At 70.7% G+C, this 25,679-nt stretch carries 27 protein-coding genes; 8 read left to right on the forward strand and 19 right to left on the reverse strand.

The features are described from left to right. Window positions 1-64: 64 nt before the first annotated feature. From ACX9TP_RS48225 to ACX9TP_RS48310, 18 genes are all read right to left on the reverse strand, one after another. Window positions 65-505, reverse strand: a complete 441-nt coding sequence (locus tag ACX9TP_RS48225) for a hypothetical protein (RefSeq protein WP_482977498.1) — start codon at window positions 503-505, stop codon at window positions 65-67. A 146-nt stretch (window positions 506-651) separates the two neighbouring features. Further along, the gene (locus ACX9TP_RS48230) at window positions 652-1,107 is read right to left on the reverse strand and encodes a hypothetical protein (RefSeq protein WP_482977499.1); all 456 of its coding nucleotides are present in this window, start codon (window positions 1,105-1,107) and stop codon (window positions 652-654) included. A 61-nt stretch (window positions 1,108-1,168) separates the two neighbouring features. Continuing rightward, window positions 1,169-1,702, reverse strand: coding sequence for an O-acetyl-ADP-ribose deacetylase (locus ACX9TP_RS48235; RefSeq protein ID WP_482977500.1), 534 nt, complete (start codon window positions 1,700-1,702; stop codon window positions 1,169-1,171). A gap of 431 nt (window positions 1,703-2,133) precedes the next feature. Beyond that, a complete protein-coding gene (locus ACX9TP_RS48240) occupies window positions 2,134-2,718 on the reverse strand; it encodes a P-loop NTPase family protein (RefSeq protein WP_482977501.1) in 585 nt (194 codons plus the stop codon). Between the two features lie 159 nt (window positions 2,719-2,877). Continuing rightward, on the reverse strand, window positions 2,878-4,239 hold the full coding sequence (locus ACX9TP_RS48245) for a universal stress protein (protein ID WP_482977502.1): 1,362 nt from the start codon (window positions 4,237-4,239) through the stop codon (window positions 2,878-2,880). 121 nt (window positions 4,240-4,360) lie between these two features. Next, window positions 4,361-4,774, reverse strand: coding sequence for a type II secretion system protein GspG (locus ACX9TP_RS48250; RefSeq protein WP_482977503.1), 414 nt, complete (start codon window positions 4,772-4,774; stop codon window positions 4,361-4,363). Between the two features lie 8 nt (window positions 4,775-4,782). Continuing rightward, the gene (locus ACX9TP_RS48255) at window positions 4,783-6,243 is read right to left on the reverse strand and encodes an adenylate/guanylate cyclase domain-containing protein (protein ID WP_482977504.1); all 1,461 of its coding nucleotides are present in this window, start codon (window positions 6,241-6,243) and stop codon (window positions 4,783-4,785) included. 80 nt (window positions 6,244-6,323) lie between these two features. Continuing rightward, window positions 6,324-7,343: an OmpA family protein gene (locus tag ACX9TP_RS48260; RefSeq protein ID WP_482977505.1), complete on the reverse strand. Its 1,020-nt coding sequence runs from the start codon at window positions 7,341-7,343 to the stop codon at window positions 6,324-6,326. Window positions 7,344-7,417: 74 nt separating this feature from the next. Beyond that, entirely contained in the window at window positions 7,418-10,423 is a 3,006-nt protein-coding gene (locus ACX9TP_RS48265; protein WP_482977506.1) for a sensor histidine kinase, read from the reverse strand. A 117-nt stretch (window positions 10,424-10,540) separates the two neighbouring features. Next, entirely contained in the window at window positions 10,541-11,662 is a 1,122-nt protein-coding gene (locus tag ACX9TP_RS48270) for a hypothetical protein (RefSeq protein ID WP_482977507.1), read from the reverse strand. Between the two features lie 20 nt (window positions 11,663-11,682). Beyond that, on the reverse strand, window positions 11,683-12,237 hold the full coding sequence (locus ACX9TP_RS48275) for a Uma2 family endonuclease (RefSeq protein WP_482977508.1): 555 nt from the start codon (window positions 12,235-12,237) through the stop codon (window positions 11,683-11,685). A 129-nt stretch (window positions 12,238-12,366) separates the two neighbouring features. Then, window positions 12,367-12,543: a hypothetical protein gene (locus ACX9TP_RS48280; RefSeq protein WP_267858036.1), complete on the reverse strand. Its 177-nt coding sequence runs from the start codon at window positions 12,541-12,543 to the stop codon at window positions 12,367-12,369. A gap of 122 nt (window positions 12,544-12,665) precedes the next feature. After that, entirely contained in the window at window positions 12,666-13,355 is a 690-nt protein-coding gene (locus ACX9TP_RS48285; RefSeq protein WP_482977509.1) for an RNA ligase family protein, read from the reverse strand. Then, window positions 13,355-13,885: a hypothetical protein gene (locus ACX9TP_RS48290; RefSeq protein WP_482977510.1), complete on the reverse strand. Its 531-nt coding sequence runs from the start codon at window positions 13,883-13,885 to the stop codon at window positions 13,355-13,357. The genes ACX9TP_RS48285 and ACX9TP_RS48290 overlap by 1 nt, the downstream gene beginning before the upstream one ends. Continuing rightward, window positions 13,882-15,261 (reverse strand): AAA family ATPase, encoded by a 1,380-nt coding sequence (locus ACX9TP_RS48295; RefSeq protein ID WP_482977511.1) that lies wholly within the window; start codon window positions 15,259-15,261, stop codon window positions 13,882-13,884. Before ACX9TP_RS48295 ends, ACX9TP_RS48290 begins: the two co-directional genes overlap by 4 nt. Window positions 15,262-15,328: 67 nt before the next feature. Continuing rightward, window positions 15,329-16,207 (reverse strand): tryptophan 2,3-dioxygenase, encoded by an 879-nt coding sequence (locus tag ACX9TP_RS48300; RefSeq protein WP_163999135.1) that lies wholly within the window; start codon window positions 16,205-16,207, stop codon window positions 15,329-15,331. 134 nt (window positions 16,208-16,341) lie between these two features. Continuing rightward, window positions 16,342-16,863: a cell wall protein gene (locus ACX9TP_RS48305; RefSeq protein ID WP_482977512.1), complete on the reverse strand. Its 522-nt coding sequence runs from the start codon at window positions 16,861-16,863 to the stop codon at window positions 16,342-16,344. 192 nt (window positions 16,864-17,055) lie between these two features. Further along, a complete protein-coding gene (locus ACX9TP_RS48310) occupies window positions 17,056-17,553 on the reverse strand; it encodes a hemerythrin domain-containing protein (protein ID WP_482977513.1) in 498 nt (165 codons plus the stop codon). 190 nt (window positions 17,554-17,743) lie between these two features. Between ACX9TP_RS48310 and ACX9TP_RS48315 the strand changes: the two genes are divergently transcribed. From ACX9TP_RS48315 to ACX9TP_RS48350, 8 genes are all read left to right on the forward strand, one after another. Further along, window positions 17,744-18,466 (forward strand): lysophospholipid acyltransferase family protein, encoded by a 723-nt coding sequence (locus tag ACX9TP_RS48315; RefSeq protein WP_482977514.1) that lies wholly within the window; start codon window positions 17,744-17,746, stop codon window positions 18,464-18,466. Continuing rightward, complete coding sequence (locus ACX9TP_RS48320; protein WP_482977515.1) at window positions 18,459-19,337, forward strand: alpha/beta fold hydrolase; 879 nt, start codon at window positions 18,459-18,461, stop codon at window positions 19,335-19,337. The genes ACX9TP_RS48315 and ACX9TP_RS48320 overlap by 8 nt, the downstream gene beginning before the upstream one ends. A 24-nt stretch (window positions 19,338-19,361) precedes the next feature. Beyond that, window positions 19,362-20,300: a proline dehydrogenase family protein gene (locus tag ACX9TP_RS48325; RefSeq protein ID WP_482977516.1), complete on the forward strand. Its 939-nt coding sequence runs from the start codon at window positions 19,362-19,364 to the stop codon at window positions 20,298-20,300. 36 nt (window positions 20,301-20,336) lie between these two features. After that, entirely contained in the window at window positions 20,337-20,993 is a 657-nt protein-coding gene (locus ACX9TP_RS48330; RefSeq protein WP_482977517.1) for a TlpA family protein disulfide reductase, read from the forward strand. A gap of 113 nt (window positions 20,994-21,106) precedes the next feature. Then, on the forward strand, window positions 21,107-21,997 hold the full coding sequence (locus ACX9TP_RS48335; protein WP_482977518.1) for a hypothetical protein: 891 nt from the start codon (window positions 21,107-21,109) through the stop codon (window positions 21,995-21,997). Window positions 21,998-22,129: 132 nt separating this feature from the next. Beyond that, window positions 22,130-22,804, forward strand: a complete 675-nt coding sequence (locus ACX9TP_RS48340) for an O-methyltransferase (protein ID WP_482977519.1) — start codon at window positions 22,130-22,132, stop codon at window positions 22,802-22,804. Between the two features lie 176 nt (window positions 22,805-22,980). Next, window positions 22,981-23,427 (forward strand): hypothetical protein, encoded by a 447-nt coding sequence (locus ACX9TP_RS48345; RefSeq protein ID WP_482977520.1) that lies wholly within the window; start codon window positions 22,981-22,983, stop codon window positions 23,425-23,427. A gap of 535 nt (window positions 23,428-23,962) precedes the next feature. After that, window positions 23,963-24,835: a hypothetical protein gene (locus tag ACX9TP_RS48350; protein WP_482977521.1), complete on the forward strand. Its 873-nt coding sequence runs from the start codon at window positions 23,963-23,965 to the stop codon at window positions 24,833-24,835. A 196-nt stretch (window positions 24,836-25,031) separates the two neighbouring features. Here the strand turns inward: ACX9TP_RS48350 and ACX9TP_RS48355 are convergent, their stop codons facing one another. Further along, entirely contained in the window at window positions 25,032-25,601 is a 570-nt protein-coding gene (locus tag ACX9TP_RS48355; protein WP_482977522.1) for a hypothetical protein, read from the reverse strand. Between the last annotated feature and the right edge of the window lie 78 nt (window positions 25,602-25,679).

Here is a 25,679-nt window from a genome sequence, read left to right on the forward strand (position 1 = left end):
GGCCCCGCACCTTCGCGGGAAGCCGGCCCTCTCGTTTGCTTCATCGCGCCAGGGGCGCGAGCGCTCACTCCACGAAGCGGGCGTGGTTCTGCGCGATGATGTTCTGGAAGTTCTGGAGGCCGAACGGGTTGTCCGAGAACGCGCCGACCTTGTCCGCCGCCGTCTTCACGTTCTGCGCGAGCTTGGTCAGGTCCTCCAGCTTGGGGGTCAGCTTCGCCAGGAAGCCGAGGCCGCCCAGGGGACCCTCGCCCAGCAGCGACGTCGCGCCCTTCTTCACGAGGCCCTCGGCGATGGGGCCGAGGAACTTGCCCACGAACGGGAGGTTGCCGACCTTCTCGCCAATCTTCTTGGCGATGGGGCCCACCAGCTCGCTCACCGGCTTCTTCAGGAACTCGAGCGCCTTGCCACCGATGTCGGCGATGCCGCCGGCAACCTTGCTGACCGTGCTCGCGACCTTACCAACCGTCTCAGTGACCTTGCTGACGATCTTGCCGATGCCGCCCATGGTAGTACCCCTTGGATTTCTTGAAAGTTGAGGAGGATTTTTGTGCCGGAGATGAAGCTCGAAAGGATTCTCGGGACCGCGGCCGAATTGTTTCCTCGTGATTTATCAGCCGAATTTCATCCCCGGCACGTCCTGCCCGCGCGGCATTACGCGCGGTTACCGCCGCTCCCGCCCCGCTTGAGCTGATCCTGCAGCGCCTTCTGGGCCGCGGGGTCCTGCGGACCGGCGGCCTGATCCTGCTGCGGCGACAGCGAGGGCTTGCCGGCAGTCGCCTTCCCCTGGGTGAACTTGGACGCCTCGAAGTCCGGGGGTGAGCCGGGCAGCTCGCCCTTCATGCCCTTGACGATGAGGGTGGCGACCTCGTCGGTGGTCATGGGGGTGAAGCCGTTCTTCTTCAGCTCCTCGTCGGAGACGACGGCGAGCTCGGGCTCCTTGTCCTTGTCCTGGGCGTACTTGAGGACCAGCTCCACGTAGTCCTCGAGCTTCATGCTCACGGCTTCGGCGATCTTCTTCGTCTCCGGGTCCTTGAGCAGCTCGGCACGGACCACCTCGACGGGCCGCTTGAGACCCCGCTTCGGCTTGTTGGCGTTCTCCTGCGTCATGTCTTGCTCCGGGATGGGGTGGGGAGAGGCAGTGCGTCAACCTTAGCCCAGTTTTCCTGGTTCACACATTCCCGCCCGGATTGGACTCCGGCGTCGCGGCGAGCGCGCGCTGGTAGACCTCCAGGTCCCACGGCGAGAAGAGAACCACGATGACTTTCTCAAGGAGTGGGAGCCGCGCCAGGGCCGCCTGCATCTCCCGCAGTGCGATGGGCGCGGCCTTTTCAATCGGGAAGCCGTAGGCGCCGGTGGAGATGGAGGGGAACGCCACCGAGCGCAGTCCGTGCTGCTCCACCAGCGCGAAGACGCTCTTGTAGCAGCGCGCGAGCACCGCCTCCTCGGCCGCGTTGCCACCCCGCCACACCGGGCCCACGGTGTGGATGACGTGGCGCGCGGGGAGCCGGTAGCCCTGCGTCAGCTTCGCCTGGCCCGGAGGACAGCGGCCCAGGGTGCGGCACTCGGCGAGCAGCTCCGGGCCGGCCGCGCGGTGGATGGCGCCGTCCACGCCGCCGCCGCCCAGCAACGAGCTGTTGGCGGCGTTGACGATGGCGTCCGCGGCGACCTTCGTGATGTCTCCCTGCACGAGCTCCAGCTTCACGTTCCCTCCCGCGTGGATGGCGGCGCACCGGGGACGGCACGCCAGCACAGCGACTGACGGGAAGGGAGACGATGGCGGGACGCACCGCCGCGAGCTTCGAGCCGCGAACAGACGCGCGGGGGCGGCGCCCGCCCTCACGGGTGGGCGCCGGGATGCCGCGTGGGGCCCCCTCACGGGTGGGCGCCATCCTGGTGAAGCACAGGCTCCCTCCTCAGCGGACCGCGCGCTTCGCATCAAGGAACCGCGCGCCGCACTTCAGCGGACCACGCGCCTCGCATCAAGGAACCGCGCGCCGCACTTCAGCGGACCACGCGCCTCGCCTCGAGGAGCTGCGCGCCACGCTTCAGCGGACCACGCGCCTCGCCTCGAGGAGCCGCGCTCCGTGCCTCCGCGAACCGCGCGCCTCGCCTCGAGGAGCCGCGCCCCGCGCTTCAGCGGACCGCGTTCCTCGAAGCCGTCTTGCGCGTGACGGAGGCGACGACCTTCCGCTTCGGCGCGATGCGCGTCACCGTACCGGGGCGCCGTGCGTCGGCCGCCGCGCGGGCCTTCTCCTCGGCGGCCTTCGCCGCGGCCAGCTTCGCCGCGAGCTGCTCCGCCTGCCGCGCCCACCGCTGCCGCAGCAAGTCCCGCAGGCCTTCCTTCTGCAGGTCCACCTGCGCCTGGTGCAGCCGGTAGTGCAGGTCCTCGCGCAGCGTGCCGCGCGTCAGCGCCGCGTCCGCCGTGCCGGACAGGCCCACCACCACCTTGGGCCGCTCCTCCTGCATCTGCAGGCAGCGCAGCAGCGCGAACTGCGCGTCACGCCCCAGCTTCGCCACGTCGGGGATGAACACCACCCCGTTGGGCTGCTTGAGCGCTCCGGGCAGGTCCGCCGCCTGCCTCACCTCCACCAGCTCCACGTCGAAGCTGCGCGCGGCCTCCTGTGCCCAGGAGCGGCGCTCCTCCTCCGTGCCGCCATGGATGAGCAGCGACGAACGGTTGCAGACGAGTTCCTCTTCACGATACCCGCGCGGTGTCACCGGATGACCCCCTGCTGTCTGGAAAATCGTGTCTGAGGGAGTCTAACGCCCTACCGGGTCCTCCGTTCAATGGGTGACGCGTCTTCACAGGTATGTCACATCGCGTCCCACCTGAAATCCCTTTCACGTGAGACAAGGTAGGCCGCAAGGAATTGCCCCTCAGGCGATGGGCACCACCATGACGGGCCGGCGGCAGCGGGCCACCAACTCACGGGCCACCGCGCCCTTGAGGGCGTCCGGCTCCCGCGAGGGCTCCGGCGAGGTGCCCACGCACACCAGGTCCACCCCTTCGCGCTCCGTCGCCTGGCAGATGGCCAGCGTCACGTCGTCCCCGGTGACGCCCTCCACACTCCAGTTCACCGCCTGCGCCCCCGCGTCGCGCGGCACCAGTCCCCACAGCCGCTGGAGCACCCGGTCCTTCTCCCGCGGCGGCTCGGGCAGCACGCCGTAGTGGTCGTAGAAGGCCACCTCCCCCGAGCGCCGGCGGTGGACGTGCAGCAGGTGGACGCGGCCTCCGGGCCCCACCAGCGAGCGCGCCTGGGAGATGGCTCGCGCGCTGGCCTCCGAGAAGTCCACCGGCACCAGCACGCTGCGCGGCGCCACGGCCGGACGCGGCTCTCGCAGCGAGGGCGGCACGCACACCACCGACTGCTCCGCGTGCCGCAGCACCCCCGCGGACACCGAGCCGTGCCACAGCCGCCCCAGCGCCCCGCGCGCGTGCGTGCCCACCACCACCAGGTCCGCCCCCCGCGCGTGCGCCACATGCAGCAGGTGGTCCGCCGGCCGCCCGAAGCCGGGCTCCAGCACCACCTCCACGCGGCCCTCGCCCTCGAGCGTCCCCAACCGCTCGCAGACGTCGCGCTGCAGCACCCGCTCCACCGCGGGGTCCAGCGCCTCCATGTTCCGCACCGTCGGCTCCAGCACCTCCACGTGCACGGGCGTGTGGATGCCCAGCCGCTCGCGCGCCTCCAGCGGCGAGCACACGTAGGTCGCCAGCACGTCGCACGGGCCCACCCGGCGCAGCTCGCGGAGGAACGTCACGGCCGCGTCGGACGTGGCCGAGCACGGGTCCACCCCCGCCACCACCAGCAGCCGCCTGCGCCCGCGCAGCCAGTCCACCAGCGCCGCCTCGCGCCGCACCGCCAGCACCGGGGCGCAGCCGTGCCTCGCCAGCCGCTCGGGCATGGAGGCGCGCCGCCACGCCGGGGTGCGCCAGCCGCCGGAGGCCACCACCACCCAGCGCGCGTGCCGGCACTCCTCGTCGCTGAGCACCTCCTCCGCCACGGTGCTGGAGCGCACCACGGGCCGCACCACCCCGGCCACCGGCCTCAGCCGGGCGCTCTCGGCTTCCAGTCGCTGGAGGACACCGGCCTCCGCATCCCTCCCTCCGGAGCCGGGCGGCTCGCCGTCCAGGATGCCGAGCAGCAGCAGGGGCTCGCCAAGCCTGGCCGCCAGGGACGCCGCCACATTCGCTGCCTCGGCCGACTCGGGGGAGAGGTTCGTCGCACAAACGATGGCCATGGCCGCCCTCCTTCATCGGGGTTGCGGGAACCACCCCGTGAGGGAACAGATGGACACGGCGCCGCCGGGAGGCAGATGCCTTCGCTCGCCCGCCCCCCTGCTTCGAGGGACGACCGGGGCGTCACTTCGCGCGCGGCGCGCCGTGCCCGTCGGAGTTGGTGTGGTCCTGCTCCTCGCCCTTGCCGCCCCGCAGGTCGTCCTGGCCCAGGGTGATGAGAATCACCCGCTCGCCATTGCTGGTGTAGCGGTACGGATGGCCCCACGGGTCCACCGGCAGGGACGGGAGGTACTTGGGCACCAGCAACTGCTGGAGGTCCGCCTCCTCGGGCAGGGTGTTCCCATCCGCGCGGTAGCGCTCCAGCGCGTCCTCCAGCACCGCGAAGTCCTGGTGGATGCGGTCCGAGTGGATGGCCCGGGAGCGGAAGAGGGCCGAGCCCAGCACCGTGCCGATGAGCGCGAGCCCGAACACCAGGCCCACCCAGAGGATGGGGGAGCGGCGGGACGGCGGCGGCAGGGTGTCCGGGGTGGGGCTCATGGGCGCCCTTATAGCGCGCGGTACAGCGGGACGGGCTGCTGCTTGCCCTTCAGCCGCACCGGCGGCAGGTCCTCGAAGGCGGTGTCATTGGCGTTGACCAGCTCGCGGGTGCGCTCGCCGACGAGGATTTCCCCCGGGCCGGCCAGCGCGCACAGCCGCGCGGCCACATTCACCGCGTCGCCGATGCAGGTGTACTCCGCGCGCACCGTGCTGCCGATGTTGCCCGCGACGACGACGCCCGAGTTGATGCCGATGCCCAGCTCCAGCACCAGCGGCCGGCCCTCGCGCCCGTTGGCGGCCCACTCCGCCTCCGCTTCGATGCGCAGGTCCGCCATGGCGTCCATCATCATCTTCGCGCACTGGAGCGCGCGCAGCGCGTCGTCCGTGCGGGCCACCGGCGCGCCGAAGACGGCCATCAGCCCATCGCCGAGGAACTTGTCCAGCGTGCCGCCGCAGGTGAACACGGCGTCCGACATCCGCCCGAGCACCTGGTTGAGCACCCCCACCACCTGCTCTGGCGGCAGGCTCTCCGCCAGCCCGGTGAAGTTGCGGATGTCCGCGAACAGCACCGTCACCTCGCGCTTCTCACCGGTGAGCACCACCGCGTCCGCGCTCTTGAGGATTTCGTCCACCACCGCGTCGGACGTGTAGCGCGCGAACAGCTTGCGCATGCGCTCCGTCTCGCCGGTGCGCCGCACCACGCTCTCGATTCGCGCGGCCAGCTCGTCCATGGAGGCGGACTTGTTGACGTAGTCGTCCGCGCCCGCGCGCAGGCCGCGCACGCGCTCCGCCTCGCGGTCATTCGCGGTGAGGATGATGACCGGCACGCCGCGGCTGGGCCCCTCCTTCAGCCGCCGGCACAGCTCCACGCCGTCCAGGCCGGGCATCTCCAAATCACTGAGGACGATGGCGGGCTGCAGGCGGCTCATGCCCTCCAGGGCCTCGAACGGGTCCTGGAAGCAGAGGACTTCATAGTTCAGCGCGACGAGCCCCTCCTGCACGAAGGCGCAGGCCAGCGGGCTGTCATCCACCACCACCACGCGGCGGCGGCCGTCGATGAAGGGGCGCGGCGCCTCCTGCCGTCCGGCGATGCGGTTCTGCAGGCCGAGCGCCTCGTAGATTTGCTTGTACGTGCAGTGGCCCAGCTCGACGAGGATTTCGCCCAGCTTGCGGCCGTCGCGGCGCTGGCGGGCGAGCGCCTCTTCCAGCTGCGCGAGCGTCACGTACTTGAGCCCCACGAGCAGCTCGCCCAGCGCGGGCTGGAGGGGGCTCTTGTCCTGGTGCAGCCCGAGCGCCTCGCCCAGCGCGTCCTGAATCTGCTCGCGCGTGACGTAGCCGAGGGAGATGAGGGCCTCGCCCACGCGCTGGCCGGTGAGGGCCTGCAGGGCAAGGGCCTCCTGCACCTGGCTGGGCGTGACGATGCCCAGCTTGAGCAGCAGGTCACCGAACAGGGGGCTCGAAGCACTCATGGTTGCGAAGCCTACCATTCCGGAGCGGCGGACGGACCGCACGCGCGGCGTATCCGGGGGGTTTCGGCTGACACGGGCCGTCAGCGGCGGGGAGCCTTCGGGCGGGGCCCGGGCGCGGGGAGGAGCAGCTCCACGCGGCGGTTGGCCTCGCGTCCCTGGGACGTCTCGTTCGACGCGATGGGCCTGTCGGCCCCGTGGCCCTGGGCGTCGAGCCGGTCCGCGGGCACGCCCTGTGCCACGAGGTAGTCGCGCACGGCCTCCGCCCGGGCCTGGGACAGGGCGCGGCTGACGTCCGGGTCGCCGCGGTTGTCGGTGTGGCTCGCCACGACGACGGGGCTCAATTCCGGGTGCGCCAGGAGCACGCGGGCCACGTTGTCCAGCACGGGGAGGGAGCGTGGCAGGAGGGTCGCCGTGCCGGAGTCGAAGGCGAGGCGCTCGCGCAGCTCCAGCCGGTCATGCCGGATGAGGACGAGCTGCTTCTGCCTGGACGCGCAGCCCTGGTTGTCCGCGGGGCCCGGCTCGCGCGGACAGTTGTCGCGGTGGTCCGCCACGGAGTCCCCATCCGCGTCGCGCTCGGGGCAGCCGCGCAGCGAGGCGAAGCCCTCCTGCTCGGGGCAGGCGTCGCTCTCATCCGGGACGCCGTCGTGGTCCGCGTCCTGCTCGGGGCAGCCGTCGCGGGAGGCGGGGCCGGCCTCTTCGGGGCACCGGTCCGCCTCGCCCTCCAGGCCATCCCGGTCCAGGTCCTCCACCGGGCAGCCCTGGCGCTCCAGCACGCCGAGGACGCGGGGGCACGCATCCCTCGCGTCCTCCACGCCGTCCCCGTCCCCGTCGCGCACGGGGCAGCCCTCACGGGACGCGGGCCCGGCGAGGCGCGCGCACCTGTCCACGGAGTCGTCCACGCCGTCGCCGTCCGTGTCCTTCGGCGGGCAGCCACGCGTCGCGGAAGCGCCCCGCGCGTCCGGGCAGGCATCGTCCGCGTTGAGCACGCCGTCCCGGTCATCGTCGGCCGCGGGCCTGTCCCCGGGAGCGTGGCGGCACCCGAGGGTGAGCGCCCCCAGCACGAGGGTGAGCAGCGTCAGACGGAGGCGTGCGGGCGTCATGTCCGCGGCAACAGAGCGCAGGGGGCGCGGGCTGTCCAGGAGCCGTGCGGTGTGACGAACCGTGAAGCCCGGGCCTACGTGCCGAGCGGCAGCTCCACGGTGAAGGTGGAGCCCTCACCCGGCTTGCTCTCCAGGCGGATGCAGCCGCCGTGGGCCTCGACGATGCGGCGGGTAATCCACAGCCCCAGGCCCAGCCCCTTGAAGTGCTGCACCGAGGCCGAGCGCTCGAAGCGCTCGAAGATGCGCTCCTGCTCCTCGGGCGCGACGCCGATGCCCTGGTCTCTCACGGCGAGCCGCGCCACCGGCCCCTGCACGTCCACCGTCACCTGTACCGGACGGCCCGCGCCGTACTTGGCCGCGTTGGACAACAGGTTGACGAGCACCTGCTCCAGGCGCAGCCGGTCCCACCGGCCTGTCACCGCGGCGTCCATCGACAGCCGCACCTCGCTGCCGGCGCGGGCCAGCTCCTCGGACATGCGCGCCACCAGCTCGCGCGTGAGGGCCGCGAGGTCCACCTCCTCGCGCTGCAGATTCAGGCGCCCGGAGCTGATGCGCGACACGTCCATCAGGTCATCGATGAGCAGCCCCAGCCGCTGGCTCGCGCGCGCCGCCTTCTCCGCGCGCTCCGCCAGCCCGCTCGCCGCCATGGCCTCCTTCGCCATGCGCGCGAGCAGGTGAATCTGGAGCTGGAGCGCGTTGAGCGGGGACTTCAGCTCATGCCCCGCCACCGACAGCAATTCGTCGCGCGCCTTCACCGCCTGCGTGGCCGCGCCGTACAGCCGCGCGTCCTCGATGGCGAGCGCCGCGCGCGCCGCGAGGCTCTCCAGCAGGGCGCGCTCCTCCAGGGTGTACTCGCGGCCCTGGGCCTCGCGCATGACGCCCAGCGTGCCCAGCACGCGGCCTCGCGCGCCCAGCGGGACGACGATGACGCTCTGCGGGCCGTAGCGCTCCAGGAAGGACACGCCCTCGGGAACCTGCTCGCCGTGCAGCTCCGCCGCGTTCAGCCGGGGCACGAAGAGCGTCTGGCCGCTGGCGGCCACCCGGCCCGCCAGCCCCTCTCCCAGCCTCGCGGGGAAGCGGTGCAGCGAGTCCTCCAGCACCGCGCGGGCCCCCGGATTCGGATGGTGGACGGACACCACGTCCAGGTGCTCCTTGTCCGCGGCGAGGAGCTGGAGCACGCACGCGTCGCCGATGGCCTCCGAGACCTTTCGGGCCAGCACGTCGAGCACGCTGTTCAGGTCCAGCCCGGCCTCCGCGATGAGCTGGCTGACCTGCACCAGCACGTGGAGCCTCGCGGCGCCGCGGCGGCTCTCATCTTCCGCCGCGCGGGCCTTGCGCAGCAGGCGCGCGTTGTCGATGGCCAGCGCCGCGCGGCCCGCCAGCTCCTCCGCGAGCGCGAGGTCCGCATCGTCGAAGGGCGCGCGGGCTTCACGCCGCACGAAGGTGAGCGCGCCGAGCGTGCGCTGGCGTGCGACGAGCGGCGTGACGATGAGCGAGCCCACCTCGGGCGCCTGGGCGCCTTCCGTCTGTCGCGCGGGCTCCACGTGCATCACCAGGACCTTCGCCAGGGCGCCTGTCGACTCACCTCGCGGCGCATCATGGGACACGTCCTGGGAGCGCGACCCCGAGGCCATCGCCCGTGGGTGCTCCGCGGCCCCGAGCTCGGACAGCTCCGCCCTCGCGCCCGCGGACTTCCCCGCCGAGCGCGTCCACATCCGCGAGCGTCCCGAGGCCAGCACCTCCGCGAGCAGCGCCCCATGCCACGGCGCGCCCCGCTCCGCCTCCGGCGCCTTCACGGGCTCCGAGGGCAGCACCGCCAGCCGCCGCACCACGCCGTCCTCGTACGAGTCCACCGTGCACCCGTCCGCGAAGCTGCCCAGCGCGAGCCGCGCCACCCCCGCCACCGTCTCCTCCCACTCCAGCGAGCCGGCCACCAGGGCGCTCGCGTCCGCGAGCAGCCGCAGCCGCTGCCCGGCCGCCTCCGCCTGGAGCCGCGCCGAGCGCTCGCGCTCGTACAGCCGGGAGCGCTCCAGCGCCTGCCCGCACTGCCGCGCCAGCCCGGCAATGGACGTCCGCTCCAGCGCGGAGAAGCGCTTCGCCTCCGCGAAGCCGAAGCCCAGCGTCCCGAAGATGCGCCCCTCCACGTACAGCGGCAGCAGCACCAGCGAGCCCGCCCGCCCCGAGGCCACCAGCCCCGACAGCCGCGGGTAGCGTGTCCGCACCTCGTCCGGCCCCTCCAGCCACACCGGCGCGCCCGTGCGCACCGCCTCGTAGCCCGGCAAATCCCTTCCCCCCTTGGGCAGCACGCGCATGGGGGCCACCAGCTCCTCCGGAATGCCCACCGAGGCCGTCAGCTCCACCGCCGTCCCGCCCGCGTCCACCAGGTGCACCATGCCGTTGGCCGCCCCCACCGCGGGCAGGCCCAAATCGAGCACCACGCGCGCCACCTCGTCGCGGGTGAGCGCGCGGCCGAAGGCCTCCGTCACCGCCTGGAAGCGACTGAGGCGCAGCACCTCCGTCTCCTCCACCTCCGCGCGCGCGTGCAGCACCGACTGACGCGTCGTCTCGGCCATGCGCTCACGCTCGAGCGCCAGCCCCGCCAGCCGCGCGTAGAGGCCGAAGCGCTTCACGTCCTCCTCGGACGGCCGCCGCGCCTCGCGGAAGAGCACCGCCAGCACGCCCGCCGCGCCCCGCCCCGACGAGAAGAAGATGGGGAACGACAGCAGCGAGCCCGCGTCCAGCCCCCGCAGCGCCTCCGGCTCGTCCGCCAGCAGCGCGTCCCGCGCCAGCGCCTCCGCGAGGTACGGCTCCGGCGTCTCCGAGGGCCCCGGCGCCTGGGCCAGCAGCCGCTGCGCGCAGATGGCCGCCGCGTCCTCGCCCACCCCGGGTGTGACGAGCGTGCACAGCCGCCCCGCGTCGCCCCACCAGCAGACGAAGGCGCCGGGCGCGCCCAGCGTGGCCGCGGCTTGACGCAGCAGTTCCTCCAGCACCGCCACCACGGGCGGTGCCGCCGCGAGCCGCTCCAGGGCCCGCGACATGCGGTCCACCGCGGCCATCAGGCTGCTTTCGGGCACCTTCATGCCCCACTCCCCCCGGCACGGCCTGCCGCACCCTGCCTCGGACCTCAGTCTCCCACGTCCGGTGAATCCGCGAAACCCGGCGCACCCTGTCCGAGGGTACGGGGTGCGGATTCGACCTCAGGGGTCGAACACCCGGAAGATGGCGAAGAGGATTTCCAGGACGATGAGGAGGATGATGATGGCCTCCAGCGTGTGGGAGCGGTCGATGTCCACGTCGCCCTTGAGCAGGGCATACGTCTGGGCCAGCAGCTGCTGCTTGCGCGTGACGGAGTCCTGCCAGTTGGGGATGCGCATGCGGCGCACCGCGCCCTCGTAGACCTTGGCCAGGTAGAAGTCGCCGATGACCTTGAGGCTGTTCTCCACGCGCTCGATGAACTCGTTGAGGTCCACCAGCGTGCCGAGCGTCTGCCGCGTCAGGTTGCGATACGGGCTGCGGAACAGCCGCGTCCATTGGTGGCGCTTGGCCTGCACCTCGTCGTGGATGCGGGCGATGTGCTCGTCCAGCCGCTCGTCGTAGTAGCGGAACTCCAAGAGCTGCGCGTTGGCGATTTCGAGCAGGTCCGGGATGTCCCCCGAGCCGGACGGCTCGTAGACGAAGGCGCTGTTCCAGTCGATGACGACCAGGTCGTTGACGGTGTAGCTGAAGCGCGCCTTCGTCACGGACTCGCTCTCGCCGGAGGACAGCGGCACGGCGCCATTCTCCCCCAGGAGCAGCCGGGCGAGGTCCATGCGGGCGAACAGCTCATCCGCGCTGGGGTTGCCGCGGATGCTCTCCGCGAAGATGACGGTGTAGCTCTCGTTCTGGTCCCACAGGTGCGGCTCCTGCACGGCGCGGGCAATGGTGCGGCGCACGCCCTCGACGAGCTCCAGCGCCAGGTCCTCCAGCGCCTGGCTGTCATAGAGCTCGTCGGCCACGCGGGTGAGGTGCTCCAGCGTGGTTCCGGGGACGACGGGGACGCGGAGGATGATGGAGGCGGCGCCGTGGTCGAACAGGCGCGCGGTGGCATCCACGGTGACGGGGCCGTCACGCAGGGCCAGCGGCCTGCGGCCCAGCTCATAGGCCAGGGGCGGGTTGGGGAGCTGGATGTACTGACTGTTCTCGCGCGACAGCTTCAACCGGCGCGAGTCCTCGGTGAGGGCCTTGCGCGCACGCTCGAGGTCGATTTCCTCGGCGATGTCGAAGGTGCGGTAGCAGAGGACGTGGGCCTTGTCGAAGAGCAGGGGGACTTCGGCAGCCATGGTGTGGCAAGCCTAACCCGCTAGTCCTCCCAGAGGACGCGAAGTTCCAGCGCGAGCGCGTCGAAGGGTTCGGCACGGACGGTGGCCTCGCCCGTCCACGTGGCGAGCCGCAGGTAGTGCGCCCCTTCGAGCCGCAGGACCTCCAGGGTGCGAGGCCGAGGGTCCACGAGCCAGACGTGGCGGACACCCTCACGCGCGTAGACCGTGAGCTTCTTGTCACGGTCCAGCGCGGCGGTGGACGGGGAGAGCACCTCGCAGACCCAGTCGGGGGCAATCTCGATGAAGGGGCCATCCGCAAGACTTGGAACCCGCTCGCGCCGCCAACCCGTCACATCCGGGACCAGAACGTCATCGCCCAGGTGCAGCTCGGGCTCGAAGCGAATGAGCCACCCTCCCGGGCCTCCGCCGCGCCCCCATTCGTAGGGGCTGTACAGCTCGCCGTGAAGCCTGCTGGCGGCCCTGCCATGCCGTCCCGTCGGCCGTGGGCTCGCATACAACACGCCGCCAATGAGCTCCCCAATCTTGTCGGGCGGGAGCGCTTCCAAATCGGCGTAGGTGGCGGGCTTCCGGGTCATTGACGGAGTATACAACCTGTGGGGTAGGCTCATGCTCGGACCCTCTCACGCGGGTCCGACATGGCCAACCGATGTAACAGGAGCGGGGGGCCGGCGGAAACCGGGCCCTCCACTCATGCCCATTGCCTGTCAGTCGATGGGCTCATGCGGCGGAAACACCACGGGCTTGCCGGGGCCGGGGCTGTCATCCGGCAGGTTTCCGATATGCCCTGGCGTGGGGAGGGGACGGTCTCCCGCCTCGCGCTTGAGAGGCGTCTCGTCCTGGGGAAGCCGTGGGTCCTTCTTGGGAGTCTCGCGCTCGGCCATGGTTCGCTCCTTCCGTGAGGGAATGAAGGTGGGTTCAGTCCCTTCAAGCTAGGGAGCGGCACGGCCACGGGCAGGCGTCACGAGCCGGACGCAGGGCTGCCGTCCGGCCAGCCGCGAGCCCTTCAGGTGGGCCTGCCAGGAGCCAGCGTGTTGCGCTCCAGCGGCCGGGAGGACCAGTGCTCCTCGATGGACTGGACGAACTCGGACCGCACGAGCTTCGCACGAGCGAGCAGGAAATCCCCTTCGTCGCGCCGCAGGTACACGCCTTCCATGGGCGAGGGGCCGAAGGTGGAGCGCCCGAACAGCTTCATCACTTCGTCCACCGTGAAGTGCCCCTTCGCGACCACGGGCACCCGCGCGAGCCCCAGCGACTCCGTCAGCGCATCCCGCCGCGCGGAGGACCAGAAGCGCCCCTCTCTCTTGTCGTAGACGTCGAAGGCGAGGAACCAGTCGGGCAGTGCGTCGTAGCGGACACTATGGACGGCGAAGCACCACTCGCCGAAGAGCATCAGGTGCTCGCCCAGGGCGTCGACAAGCTGCTGGCGCCGGGCCTCCAGCCATGGCCAGAGCGGCTGGAACTGGGGCGAGGCGCGAGTGCCCAGATAGGAGCCGCGGTTCTGCGCGCGCAGCTCCCCGCCCGGCCCCACGGAGATGCCGAGGTTGGCGCCATCCACCTTCTCCTCGACGAGCACCTCTCCGCCGAGGAACTCACGGGCCTCTGGCGGGGAGAACACCTTGTCGTGGCGCACGGGCGCGGACGAGAGCCAGGCGAGGTGTGGGGTGTGCGGAAACTTGAAGAAGCCGTCCGTCATCACTGGCCGCCCTTGCGCTCGTGGATTTCCTCGATGTCCTTCGGGCAGAGGAACTGGACCTGAACACCGCAATCCTGAAGGGCCTTCCGCAGTCCCCACCACTTGCTGTCCGTGGCCTGGAGGATGACGGGGCGCTGAGGGTGGGCGCAGCTCACCGCGACGAACTTACGGTCCATCGGGTCGAAGCTGGAGAGCGCTTCGTCACGGGGGAATTCGTCGAAGTCACGTGGGTCTTCCTGGCGCGGCGTCAGCCGGACCTTCGAGCAGCGCTGGGTGTTGGCGTGGTTCGTCAGCACCCACTTGAGGAAGCGGTCTCCGATTCCCGGCTGGCCGTCGGGTGACAGCTTGTGCTTGTACTCGTTGATGATGTGCCAGTGCTCGTCCAGCACGAGGTGCCCCGTCGTCATCACCGCCTGGAGAGCCTGGATGCAGGCAAGCACGCAAGCTGGACTGGGACTCGGGTTGTCCTTCTTGTTGGCCGTGAGCGGGACGTTGGTATCGACGACGGAGGGAGGAACTGACGCCCTCATTTCTTCCCCTGCTCCATCTGTCGCTTCATCGTGGCCTCGGTCATCGCGACGAGGTCTCCCATCTCATCGCCGAAGAAGTTCTCCGGCCAGTTGGTGATGTTGCCGTCCTCGTCGAGCTTCAGCTCCTCGATGCGCGAACCCTCCGGACCGGGCGAGCAGAAGTAGAGCGCCGTGTCCTCGCGATTCAGCTTCCCTTCCGCGATGCGCCGCTGGATGCGCCGCAGCAGGTGCTCGGAGTGGCTTTCTACGAGCACCTGGATGCCGCGCGGCCGTCCCCCCTCCTCCGCCTGAATCGCCTCGATGAAGAGGTCTCCCAGCTCGCTTTGCGCACGCGGATGGAGGTGGAGCTCCGGCTGCTCGAAGATGAGCGTGGAGCCTGCGTCCGCGTAGAAGCACTGCACCAGCACGGGCAGCACCTGGGAGATACCAAACCCCACGTCCGCCAGGCTGACCTGCCGGGGGTTGCCCGGCGTCCGCACGAGCAGTTCGTACTCCTTGCGGTGCCTCGCGACGAGCCGGGCCTCGAATGACTCGAGCAAGCCCAGCTCGAGGAGGTAGGTGGCGATGACCGCCATGAAGGGCTGCGCGGGCCTGCCGCGCAAGGCAATCCTCCGGTCCTGCGCTGCGAGTAACGCCGCGACCGTCCGCTCGCCCTCTTCCCCTACTCCCTGCGGAGCCTCACCTGACCACGAGTAGGAGCGCGAAGGCTTCTGACGCAGAGGCCCCAGGTACTCCAACGCGTTCAACTGCCGCTCGAAGTCATAGACGAGGTCACGCAGCAATCCGGGTCGCAGGTAGTGCGGGCCGACCTCATCCGGGAAGCCATAGAAGTGGATCGGCGCGGGCACGGGCACCTTCCCGGAGCCCGTGGGTCCAAGCAGCTCGGACGGCTGTGCCGTCACTTCATACCCCTCCCCCTCGGAAGAGCGCGCCATCCCCAGAATCACTTCCTCGCCACCGACCTCGAGACGGTATCCGAACCGCTTCACTTCAAGACTCTCCCGAGGCCCCTTTCCAAGCCCTACCTCCGCGGCAAAATGGAGGAACGGGGCCGCCTTGTAGCCGAGCTTGAGAAGGTTCTCGTTCCAGCCCAGCCGGTGGTTCCACCCAACCATGAAGCGGAGCACCGCCGCCGGGTCGTGGTTGAACACCATCTCCGGCCAGACGCCCAGGTCCACCAGCGAGTCCGCGTCGCCAAAGTGAAGCACGCGCCGCCTGTCGCGGGATTGGGCCGTCTGCTTCAACATCAACAGGAGCTGGTGGAAGCTCGTCTTCCCGGAGCTGTTCGTCCCGAAGAAGACGGTGAGCGGCGCGAGACGGACAGTCCCCGTGTCCCTCCACGCCTTGAAGTTCTGGATGCCGAGGGAGCTGAGCATTGGGCACTCCTTCTATCCCACTCCCAGGGGCCCGGGCACCGCCCGAGCCCCCTCTCCAGCCAGCCCCTCACGGCCCGCGGTGCCGCGCCGACGGCGGCGCCAGCTCCGTGCGCACGTCCCACAGCTCCGGGAAGAAACGCAGGTCCAACGCCTTGCGCAGGAAGCCCACGCCCGACGAGCCCCCCGTGCCCTGCTTGAAGCCGATGATGCGCATCACCGTCATCATGTGACGGTAGCGCCAGAGCTGGAACCGCTCCTCCGTGTCCACCAGCTTCTCGCACATCTCATACGCGTCCCAGTGCGCCTCGGTGTCCTCGTAGATGCGGCGGAACACCTCCACCACCTCCGGGCTCTTCTCGTACGGCTGGCGCCAGTCGCGCTGCACGTGGCTCTGCGGCACCTTGTGCCCCATGCGCGCCAGGTGCCGCAGGAACTCGTCGTAGAGGCCGGGCGACTCCAGCAGCCGCTCCAGCTCCGCATGGACGGCGGGCACGTGCTTGAAGGGCCCCAGCGCGTTCGGGTCCTTGTTGCCGAGCAGGAACTCCACCTGGCGGTACTGGAAGCTCTGGAACCCCGACGCGCTGCCGAGCGTGTCCCGGAACTCCAGGTACTCGTTCGGCGTGAGCGTCTCCAGCACGCTCCACTGCTCGAAGAGCATCCGCTGGATGTGCGCCACGCGCGCGAAAATCTTGAACGACGGCTCCAGCCGGTCCGCCTGCACATAGCGGATGCACGCGCCCAGCTCGTGGATGAGCAGCTTCATCCACAGCTCGCTCGTCTGGTGCTGGATGATGAACAGTAGCTCGTCGTGGTGGGGAGGCTGCGAGCGCGTCACCTGCGCAGACAGCAGCCGGTCGAGCTGAAGATAGTCACCGTACGTGGTCCTTCCGGCCAGGTCGGTGATGATTCCAGGCTCCAGGTCTCGTTTGTTCATGGGCCCGGGCATACATGCTCCTGCGAGCCCCCGCGAGCAAGTCTCTCTCGCACGGGCATACCCCGAACCTCCTCCCGACGGCACGGGAGCACGGTAGACGGGGGCGCGGTCACATTCTGCCCGGGCCGGGGCAGCGTGCCGCTAGGCTAGCCTGCGTTTCCAGCCTGGGCGGCCGCTGCCAGCGCCTTGGACGCGGCGCGTCCACGGGGCAGCTTGATGTCCTCGACGCTGTTGGGCTCGGCGTAGTCCTTCCACTGCGACGGGCGGCGGTTGGTCTTCTCCAGCATCCGCAGCTTCTGGTAGTGGGCCGCGCAGTAGCCCTTGGTGCGGCTGGGCTTGCCGCAGTTGCGGATGGCGCACTCGCGAGCGCCTTCGTTGCCCGCCGCGGGCTTGCGGCCCCGGCGCTTGCCACCCGCCGCCGGCGCGGCCACCACGGCGCGCGAGGGAGGACGGCCAGGGCCACGACGGCCCGCCTTGCCAGCCGGAGCCTGCGCTCCGAACAGGGGGCCCACCACCTCTGCGAGGGGGGCCAGCCGCTCCGCCACGTTGCGAAGCGCGTCCAGATCCGCCGTGCCCGCCTCCAGGCGCGACACCACGTCGCGAAGGGGCTTGAGCTGCGCGTCAATCTCGTTGCGGATCATGTCCCGAAACGCTTTATCCACGGACATTCGTTGAATCCTCACCTGGGAAACGAAGGGGGGTTGCTGATGGAAGACGAGGGGTGTCTTGTGATGCAGGCATACCCTTACCTTCCAATTTAGGATTTGTCTAAAGGAAGTGATAAAAGTTGTGACTGAGTAACGGAGGCCGGCCCCTTTGTCGCAGGTCTCGCCTGTTTCCCGGCGCTCGAACCCCGGGGGTCAGCCATCCCAGCGGAGGGTCTCCAGCAGGGGGCCACGCCCCGGGACGTGGAAGGCGTGGGCCCGCGCGAGCAGCTCCTCGCGAGTGGCCGATAAATCACGCCTCAAGTCATCCTGTTGCTGCGCATCCAGCGCCATCCGCAGCCTTGGCAACATGGCGCTCTCTTCTTCTTGGAAATGAGCCACGACCAGGTCTTCGAGGGCGAAAAGGCGTGCCTGCCACTCGGGATGGCCGGGGGGAAGCTCTTCCAATTCGTCCATCAGCTCCCGCATGGCGAGGTGGTCTTCGGCCTCCTCGCGGGCCCGGGAGCGGCCCTCCACCTGCATGAGCAGCGGATAGAAGCAGCGCTCTTCCAGACGGGAGTGGAGCCGGAGCAGCTCCAATAATTCAGCCACTTGGGAGCGCAGGTCCTCGGAATCCCCTCCAGAGACCAGCCGCTCGAAGCATTCCTCCAGCTCGCGGTGCTGGTCGATGAGGATGTCGAACGGGTTGCTCATGTCCCAACGTTCGACATTGTAGAGGAAGCAGACAACCGGGAGCAGGGCTTCAGCCTGCCATTAATACCGCTCACGCAATGCACACCGCCCTGGCAGGTGGTGTCTCGGGAGGCAGGCGCCCGCCCGTCAGGCTGCCCGGCGGGAGGCGCCCGGGTGGCGCGGCGCGGGGGCGTCGCCATCTTTCTTCCCCGTGGAAGCCTCGCTCGCCAGCCTGCGCCAGGCCGTGTTCCGCTTCGCCGAGAGAGGCGCGGCGCTGTCCGCGCTGTACCACCGCGCCAGGCTCCTGGGCACCGAGCACCTGCCGCTGGACGGGCCGGTGCTGCTGGTGGGCAACCACGGCGTGTGGGGCTACGAGACGCCTGCCTTCTTCCATCTCCTGCACAAAGCCACCGGTCGCTATCCGCTGGGGCTGGCCGAGCGGGGCTTCTTCCGCATCCCCCTGGTGCGCACGGTGCTGCCCTGGCTGGGGGGCGTGGAGGGCACGCGGGAGAAGGCGCTGGCGGCGCTGGAGTCGGGGGAGCTGGTCGTCTGCTACCCCGGCGGCGCACATGAGACCTTCAAGCGCAGCCAGGGGCGCTACCTGCTGCGCTGGGAGCGGGCGCTGGGCTTCGTGCGGCTCGCCGCGCACGCGGGCGTGCCGGTGGTGCCCTTCGCGGGCTTCGGCGTGGACGACACCTTCTTCTGGCCACCGGGCGAGGAGCGGCTGTGCCTGCGGCTGGCGGCGGGAGACAAGTACCGGATGCCGCTGGTGATGGGCCTGGGGCCGCTGCCCCTGCCCGTGCAGCTCACCTTCGCGGTGGGAGAGCCGCTCGAGCCGCCCCCTCCGGACGCGCCCGAGCACCGCCTGCGCCACTTCAGGGACCGCGTTGCCGCGAGCGTCCGGCGGCTGCTCGTGAGGGCCTGTCATGCTTGATGCCTCGTCGCTTCCCCCCGTCAGTCACCGCACCCCGCCGCTCGTCCCGGACGTGGAGGACATCCAGTCCGGCTACGAGCACCTGCTCCACGAGGAGCGCCTGGTGCGCGGCACTCCGGTGCGCCTGTTCACCTTTCCCGGCGGCAGCCTGAGCGCGAATCACACCGTGGTGTGCCTGCCGGGGCTGGGCGCCAGCGGCCGCTCCTTCGCGCCCATGGGCCCGCTGGCGGACGAGCTGCGGCTGCTCTTGTGGACGCCGCCCCTGCGCACCCCGGCCACGCACACGCCGCTCCAGTGGAACCTGGCCGTGCTGGACCATGCCGAGGCGGGGCTGCCCGAGCGCTTCGCGCTGGTGGGCTCCTCGTACGGGAGCCTGCTGTCCATTGCCTATACGCTGGCGCACCCGGAGCGGGTGAAGGCGCTGGTGCTGGTGTCGCCGGTGGCCAGCGTGCACCGCATCCGCCGGCTGGCGCTGACGCTGTCCACGCTGGTGCGCTCGCCCAAGCCGCTGGCGTACCTCATGGCCCCCACGGTGGCGCGGGTGCTGGGCGGCATGCACCTGCCGCCGGAGGGACGCGCGGAAATCGTCCGCGAGGCGCGGCGGCTGTCATCCATGGAGTTGCTGCGCCGCCTGCGAGACGTGCTGGCGGCGGACTTCATGCCCAGGCTCCATGAAATCCGGGTGCCCACGCTCATCATCCAGGGCGGCCGCGACTTGCTGGTGCCCACGCGCGCCGCGCGGGACGTGGCCGAGCACATCCCCGGGGCCCGCATGCAGGTCCTCCGGGAGGCCAGCCACCTGCCGTACATGAGCCACGCGCAGGCCTTCAACAACTTCGTCGGAGACTTCCTCCTGAGCCACGCGGACTGAAAGCCGCCACATCGCCAGACACCCATGACCACCGCCGCCGCCCACCTGTCCCGCTCCGCGCTGCTGTACCTCTCCAAACAGGAGAACCTGAAGGACCTGGCCACGCGCCTGCGCCCCTTCCGGGAGATGGCGTCCCGCTTCATCGCCGGCGACACGCTGGAGGAGGCGGTGGACGCGGTGAAGTCCCTCAACGAAAGGGGGATGACGGCGTCGTTCGACCACCTCAACGAGGCGGTGAAGACGCCGGAGGAGACGCGCGACGAGGTGCGCCAGTACCAGCGCCTGCTGGCCCGCATCGACCAGACGGGCGCGAAGGCCAACGTGTCGCTGAAGCTGACCCAGTGCGGCCTGCTGTTCGACAAGGCGCTGGCGCTGGAGAACGCGCGCTCGGTGGTGGCGGACGCGACGAAGCGCGCCTCGTTCGTGCGCATCGACATGGAGCACAGCGCGGTGACGCAGGTGACGCTGGACATCGTGCGCGAGCTGCACGCGGAGTTCGGCGAGCCGCAGGTCGGCGCGGTGCTGCAGAGCTACCTGCGGCGCACGGAGGCGGACGCGAAGGCCCTGTGCAAGGAGCGGGTGCGCATCCGCCTGTGCAAGGGCGCGTACCTGGAGGGCCCGGACGTGGCCTTCCCCGACAAGGCGGACGTGGACGCCAACTTCGTGCGCTGCATGAAGGTGCTGCTCGACAGCGGCGTGTACCATGGCATCGCCACGCATGATGAGCGCATGGTGGACGCCACACTGGAGTACGCGGCGAAGCAGCACCTGCCGCGCGGCGCGTATGAGTTCCAGATGCTCTATGGCATCCGGCGCGACTTGCAGGAGCGGCTGGTGAAGGACGGGCACCCGGTGCGCATCTACGTTCCGTATGGGCGGCACTGGTACCCGTATTTCATGCGCCGGCTGGCCGAGCGGCCGGCCAACCTCTGGTTCGTCATGCGCAACCTCGTTCGAGGGTAGCGCCAGGGCGCGGGGCGGGTATCCTCCGCTCCGCCCATGACCTTCACGAAATCACTCTTCATCAGTGGCGCGGTGCTGATGGCGTCCGGGTGCGCGTCGTCCCGCCCCGCGGCGCCGGCGGAGCCCGCGCACGGGCAGCTCAGCTCGCTGAGCGTGGCGTCGAGCCCGGACGCGGAGCTGTGCGAGCACCGCGTGCCCCGCGAGACGTGCACCCGGTGCAACCCGCACCTCGTGGAGAAGTTCAAGGCGGCGAAGGACTGGTGCGGCGAGCACGGCGTGCCCGAGTCCCAGTGCTACATCTGCCACCCGGACCTGTCCTTCGACCCGCTGCCGGTGCTCGCGGAAGGCGCGGACCTGCGCAGGCTGTCCGAGGCCGGCGAGGACGTGCCGGAGCTGGGCGCGCACGCGGTGCGGGGCAAGGTGACGGTGTTCGACTTCTACGCGGAGTGGTGCGCCCCGTGCCGCAAGGTGGACGCGCACATGTATGGGTTGCTCAACGGGCGCCCGGACGTGGCGTACCGGAAGCTGAATGTCGTCTCGTGGGACACGCCGGTGGCGAAGCGCTACCTGGGCGGTGTGCCCAACCTGCCGTTCCTCATCGTCTACGGGAAGGACGGGCGCGAGGTGGCGCGGGTGACGGGGTTGAACCTGGACGCGCTGGACAAGGCGATTTCCGAGGGGGCCTCGCGATGAAGTGGCTGGCGGTGGCGGCGGGGTTGCTCGCGCTGGCGGTGCCGGGCCGGGCCGCCGCGTGCGCGGGTTGAAGCAATCCCAACCTCCCGGTCGGGGGGAATGCACAGACGGGCTTGAAGGCGGGGCAGACGGCGGTGTCGCTGGCGCTGCTGGCCACCTCCGTGCGCGTGGTGCACGAGTCGTACTGTCCGGACATCGGCCCCATCTGCGGGGAGCGCGACGAGCCGCCGCAGCTGCATGACCAGCGCTTCTCCCTGGGCGAGCTGCGCGCACGGGTGGAGTACGGGCTCACGGACTCATGGGGGCTGGAGCTGCAGCTGCCGGTGCGGCTGAACGCGACGACGGTGCAGTTCCGCCGGCTGGACGGCACGCCGGTGTCGCTCGACTACGTGAACATCCACCACCGCGACGAGACGCTGTTCGGCCTCGCGGACCCGTGGGTGCGGGCGCGGTATGCGTTCGGGCTCGGCGAGGTGGCCCTGGTGGCGCGGGCGGGCTTCTCGGTGCCGCTCGGTGGGACGGTGGAGAACCCGTTCGCCCTGGGCGAGGCCGGGCAGGCGCACCAGCACGTCCAGTTCGGCGCGGGGACGGTGCAGCCGCTGCTCGCGCTGGAGGCGGAGCGGCGGTGGGACAGCGGCTGGAGCGCGCGGGCCTGGGGCCAGGCGCAGCTGTCGCTGCTGGAGAACCACCACGGGTACCGCAGCGGGCATCGCTTCGCGGCGGGCCTGTCCGGCGAGGTGCCGGTGGTGGGGGCGCTGCGGCTGAGCGCGGGCGCGGACGTGGCCAACGAGCAGCCGGAGCGGTGGGACGGGCGCGTGCAGCAGGACGGCAACCTGGGCCGCACGGATGTCCTCGTGGGCGGCGGGCTGACGTACCCCGTGGGCCGCGTGCAACTGGGGCTGACGGTGCGCGTGCCCGTGTACCAGCACATCATCGGCCACCACGGACAGCTCACCTACCCGGGGCTGCTCGGGCTCACCGCGGAGACGGTGTTCGGCGGGTGACGCGCCCCCCGCCGGGCGTGTTGGCAGGCAGCAGGTGCGCTCCGGAGCGTCCTCGTTCCGGTCCCTGGCGCCTCGGGCCGTCGTTACTGTTGCCTCCGCGTGCGCCGCGTCGGCGCCGCCCGGAGGAGCGCCATGTCTCAGCAACAGTGGACGGCGGTTGACCGCTACATCACCGACCAGCTCGCGCCGCATGACGAGGCGCTGGAGGAGGCGCTCCGGGCCAGCGACGCGGCCGGGCTACCTGCCATCCACGTCGCTCCGAACCAGGGCAAGTTCCTGCACCTGCTGGCGCGGCTCCAGGGCGCTCTCACCATCCTCGAGGTGGGCACGCTGGGCGGCTACAGCACCCTCTGGCTCGCGCGGGCCCTGCCTCCGGGCGGCCGGCTGGTGACGCTGGAGCTGGACCCGAAACACGCCGAAGTGGCCCGCGCCAACTTCGCTCGCGCCGGCCTGTCCGACGTGGTCGACCTGCGCGTCGGGAAGGCACTGGATACCTTGCCGCTCATCGCCGCCGAGAAGCGGGGGCCGTTCGACGTCGTCTTCATCGACGCCGACAAGCGCAGCAACCCGGACTACTTCCAGTGGGCGCTGAAGCTCACGCGCAAGGGCAGCCTCATCATCATCGACAACGTCGTGCGCAACGGCGCGGTGGTGGACGCCAACAGCACGGACCCCAACATCCAGGGCGTGCGCAGGCTGTATGAAATGCTCGCCGCCGAGCCGCGCGTCAGCACCACGGCGGTCCAGACGGTGGGCAGCAAGGGGTATGACGGCTTCGCGATGGCGCTCGTCACGGGGGACCTGTAACGCCAGACGGACCTCGCGGGTCGTGTCATCCGGACGCGTGAGACTGGAAGCGAGGTGCCAGAGGCTTGCCTCGCCGCCTGTCCTCGCTTGAGGAAGAGCGTACCCACGCCGCACCTTGTTGGTGTGACCAGCCCACGCACGGAGAGCCTCCCGGGCTCGTCCCCGCGGACATGAACATGCGCGCAACGCTTTCCCAGGCCCTGGTTGCTGGAGCCGCTGGCACCGTGGCGCTGCGGGCCTTCGTCGCGCTGCGCAACCGGGTGCTCGGACGGGCGCCGCCGTATGCCGCGCGCCACATCGCCGCGCGGCTCGCGCGCTCCGTGCTCCACCGGGAGTTGTCTCCCGTGCAGGCCCGCCGCTGGGGTGACGCCCTGCGCGCCGGGTATGGCCCGCTGCTGGGAGTCGCGTGGACGCTCGTCCGGGAGACCGCGTCCGGGAGCGCCCTGCCTCCTGGATTGCTGCTCGGCGTGGGCGTGCTCGGCTTCGAGCTCGCGAGCTTCCCGCTGCTGCGCGCGACGGAGTCACTCCAGAGCTGGAGCGCCGCGGAGCATGTCTGGCTCGTGGCGCAGACCGCCGTCTATGGCCTCGCCACCGAGGCCACGCTCTCCGCGCTCCTGCGCTGACCCAGGCGCACGTCACCTCGGACTTCGCCGGGCCCCGGGACGGCGCCTGACCCGTCCTGTTCGGAAATGTCGGGGGGTTTGCGCGGCGAAATGTCCCGACATTTCCGAACAGGACGCTGCCGGGCGAGGCCCGGACCGCTTCCGCGCACCCCGCGGCCGACGATGCCGCGTGCAATGGCCTGCTGCCGCCGGGACGTCCCGCCGGACCCGGTGTTCCGGCGCACGGGGTGAAGCCCTTCAAGGGCGGGAGTCGCCGGCTACTCGGGGGCCCCGCTCGTCCTCCAGGGACGTGGGTTGTCGCAAGATCATCAAACAGCTTCCCGGCCGTGCGCCTCGCTTGCGCCCGCGAATCCCTATCAACCACGGCGGCATCCACGGACGGGCGTGACGGAATGGACAATCACCCGGGACCCGCGTCGCTGACTGTCAGTGCGGCACCTGCGTGAGCGTCCGTACCTCTACGGAGCCCTGTCAGACCACTCTGAGACATTGGGCTCATGTCACCCGGGCACGGCTCGCCCGGAGGGGGTGTGGCATGTCGCTGCGTTTCGTCGGCTGTCCTTCCACGGCTCGATTCCTTGCATGCGCGGTGCTGCTGCTCGCCCTGACTGCGGGCTGCGCGAGCACCCCTCCGGGCACGGGCGGCTCGGGGACGGGCGACATGGACCCGGTGCGTCCGCCGCTCCTGAATACGAAGGCGGGGCGTGAGGAGGCCGCCCAGGTCGCCGCGCGCGTGTGGGCCGTGGCCAGCGGCGTGCGCGACGTGGACTCCGACCTCAAGTTCACCTTCTGGTCCGAGCAGGGCGCGCTCACGCTGCTGGGCTACGTGGCGGAGAACCGGGGCGGGCGTCAGGGGAAGCCCGCGACGGATGCCGAGGGCACGCAGCGGCGGGTGACGGACGCGCTCGTGGCGGCGATGAAGCATTCCGGCCGTGAGGTGTCGCTGACGCTGCGCCGGAGCGAGTCCTCCTGGCGCGTCGAGGCGACCGACTTCGTCCAGTCCTTCCGTCCCGCCGGAGCCCGGACGCTGCCCGGCCGCCAGGGAGCCCCGTCTTCCGAGCAGAACGCCAACGACGTGGCCGCGGCCGTCCGCGAGCTGCTCAAGTCCGTGCAGGTGCCCGCGGACGGCACGGTGAGCGTGGGCTTCAATGCCCGCGTGCGCAACGGGCGCATGGTGGGGGTGGAGCTGGCGAGCTCTCACGTCAGCCTCTCCGGCCGGGGCGGAAAGGCGCGCGCGGTGTCCGCGGAGGTCGCCACCGAAGTGGCTCGCCTCATCCTCCTCTACGCCCCCTGCACCGGCCAGCGCGTCGTCCACCTGGGCGTGCGGCTGTCCCACCGGGGCAACGCCTCCGTCGCGAGCGGAGGCGTGGAGGAGACGCGCGTGGACCAGGCCCTGCCGCTGGAGTAGGGCGGGCTCACGGCCCCGCATCGCTGAGTCCCGCCCGCGCCTCCGCTCTGGCACCTGCACGGAGTCGCGCGCGGAGGGGCCCGGCCGCCGGTGCTCCTGGAATCCCCCGGACATGACGAGCCCCGGCGCGCGGCGGAAGGAGTCCTTCCGTCACGCCCGGGGCCCTTGCGCTTCACGGCCGTGGACTGCGTCCGGCCTAGAAGTAACCACCCAGCGTGGTGGCGACGCTGAACGCCACTTCCACGTCATCGCCCAGGCCGAAGGCCAGGCGCGGGCCACCGCCCACGAAGAAGTGGTCCGTCACGTGGAACAGGAAGGGCGAGTACCCCTCCAGGACGACGGTGACGTCGGCGGGGAGATACGGGTTCGCGAAGGGGAGGAGGGGGTCGCCCAGCTGCAGGGAGATGATGCCCTTGGGCCACACCGACACCCTGTCGGTGAGCGGGATGTTGTAGCCGGCGCGCACGTTGAGCCCGAAAGCGACCGGGTCCTCGCCATCGCTGAAAATCGCCCGCAGCTGCAGGCCGCTGCCGACCGACAGGTTCGGCTTGATGAAGTAGTCCGCGCCCGGCTCCAGGAAGATGAAGCCCGCGCCGCTGCCCTGCGTGGAATAGCCGAGGCTGCCGGAAGCGTCCGTGCTGATGACCAGCTGCCCGGCATTGCCGAAGCTGCCGCTGCTCATCGACGTGGACTCCTGCGCGCCCGCCGTCACCGACACCATCAGCCCGGCCACCGCGGCCAGGGTCTGCCACTTGTTCGTCATCATGAAGCGTCCCTCCGTTTCGTGAGCCCGGCCGATACATCCCGGGCGCTCGGCGGCCCTTCTAGCGAAAGGACACGGAGG

The sequence above is a fragment of the Pyxidicoccus sp. M15 genome (assembly GCF_056858435.1).

Excerpts from the sequence above, each read along its gene's own strand:
- ACX9TP_RS48225 (WP_482977498.1), bottom strand. The coding sequence starts at position 505 with ATGGGCGGCATCGGCAAGATCGTCAGCAAGGTCACTGAGACGGTTGGT.
- ACX9TP_RS48230 (WP_482977499.1), bottom strand. The coding sequence starts at position 1,107 with ATGACGCAGGAGAACGCCAACAAGCCGAAGCGGGGTCTCAAGCGGCCC.
- ACX9TP_RS48245 (WP_482977502.1), bottom strand. The coding sequence starts at position 4,239 with ATGGCCATCGTTTGTGCGACGAACCTCTCCCCCGAGTCGGCCGAGGCA.
- ACX9TP_RS48250 (WP_482977503.1), bottom strand. The coding sequence starts at position 4,774 with ATGAGCCCCACCCCGGACACCCTGCCGCCGCCGTCCCGCCGCTCCCCC.
- ACX9TP_RS48255 (WP_482977504.1), bottom strand. The coding sequence starts at position 6,243 with ATGAGTGCTTCGAGCCCCCTGTTCGGTGACCTGCTGCTCAAGCTGGGC.
- ACX9TP_RS48260 (WP_482977505.1), bottom strand. The coding sequence starts at position 7,343 with ATGACGCCCGCACGCCTCCGTCTGACGCTGCTCACCCTCGTGCTGGGG.
- ACX9TP_RS48265 (WP_482977506.1), bottom strand. The coding sequence starts at position 10,423 with ATGAAGGTGCCCGAAAGCAGCCTGATGGCCGCGGTGGACCGCATGTCG.
- ACX9TP_RS48270 (WP_482977507.1), bottom strand. The coding sequence starts at position 11,662 with ATGGCTGCCGAAGTCCCCCTGCTCTTCGACAAGGCCCACGTCCTCTGC.
- ACX9TP_RS48275 (WP_482977508.1), bottom strand. The coding sequence starts at position 12,237 with ATGACCCGGAAGCCCGCCACCTACGCCGATTTGGAAGCGCTCCCGCCC.
- ACX9TP_RS48280 (WP_267858036.1), bottom strand. The coding sequence starts at position 12,543 with ATGGCCGAGCGCGAGACTCCCAAGAAGGACCCACGGCTTCCCCAGGAC.
- ACX9TP_RS48285 (WP_482977509.1), bottom strand. The coding sequence starts at position 13,355 with ATGACGGACGGCTTCTTCAAGTTTCCGCACACCCCACACCTCGCCTGG.
- ACX9TP_RS48290 (WP_482977510.1), bottom strand. The coding sequence starts at position 13,885 with ATGAGGGCGTCAGTTCCTCCCTCCGTCGTCGATACCAACGTCCCGCTC.
- ACX9TP_RS48295 (WP_482977511.1), bottom strand. The coding sequence starts at position 15,261 with ATGCTCAGCTCCCTCGGCATCCAGAACTTCAAGGCGTGGAGGGACACG.
- ACX9TP_RS48300 (WP_163999135.1), bottom strand. The coding sequence starts at position 16,207 with ATGCCCGGGCCCATGAACAAACGAGACCTGGAGCCTGGAATCATCACC.
- ACX9TP_RS48305 (WP_482977512.1), bottom strand. The coding sequence starts at position 16,863 with ATGTCCGTGGATAAAGCGTTTCGGGACATGATCCGCAACGAGATTGAC.
- ACX9TP_RS48310 (WP_482977513.1), bottom strand. The coding sequence starts at position 17,553 with ATGAGCAACCCGTTCGACATCCTCATCGACCAGCACCGCGAGCTGGAG.
- ACX9TP_RS48320 (WP_482977515.1), top strand. The coding sequence starts at position 18,459 with ATGCTTGATGCCTCGTCGCTTCCCCCCGTCAGTCACCGCACCCCGCCG.
- ACX9TP_RS48325 (WP_482977516.1), top strand. The coding sequence starts at position 19,362 with ATGACCACCGCCGCCGCCCACCTGTCCCGCTCCGCGCTGCTGTACCTC.
- ACX9TP_RS48330 (WP_482977517.1), top strand. The coding sequence starts at position 20,337 with ATGACCTTCACGAAATCACTCTTCATCAGTGGCGCGGTGCTGATGGCG.
- ACX9TP_RS48340 (WP_482977519.1), top strand. The coding sequence starts at position 22,130 with ATGTCTCAGCAACAGTGGACGGCGGTTGACCGCTACATCACCGACCAG.
- ACX9TP_RS48345 (WP_482977520.1), top strand. The coding sequence starts at position 22,981 with ATGCGCGCAACGCTTTCCCAGGCCCTGGTTGCTGGAGCCGCTGGCACC.
- ACX9TP_RS48350 (WP_482977521.1), top strand. The coding sequence starts at position 23,963 with ATGTCGCTGCGTTTCGTCGGCTGTCCTTCCACGGCTCGATTCCTTGCA.
- ACX9TP_RS48355 (WP_482977522.1), bottom strand. The coding sequence starts at position 25,601 with ATGATGACGAACAAGTGGCAGACCCTGGCCGCGGTGGCCGGGCTGATG.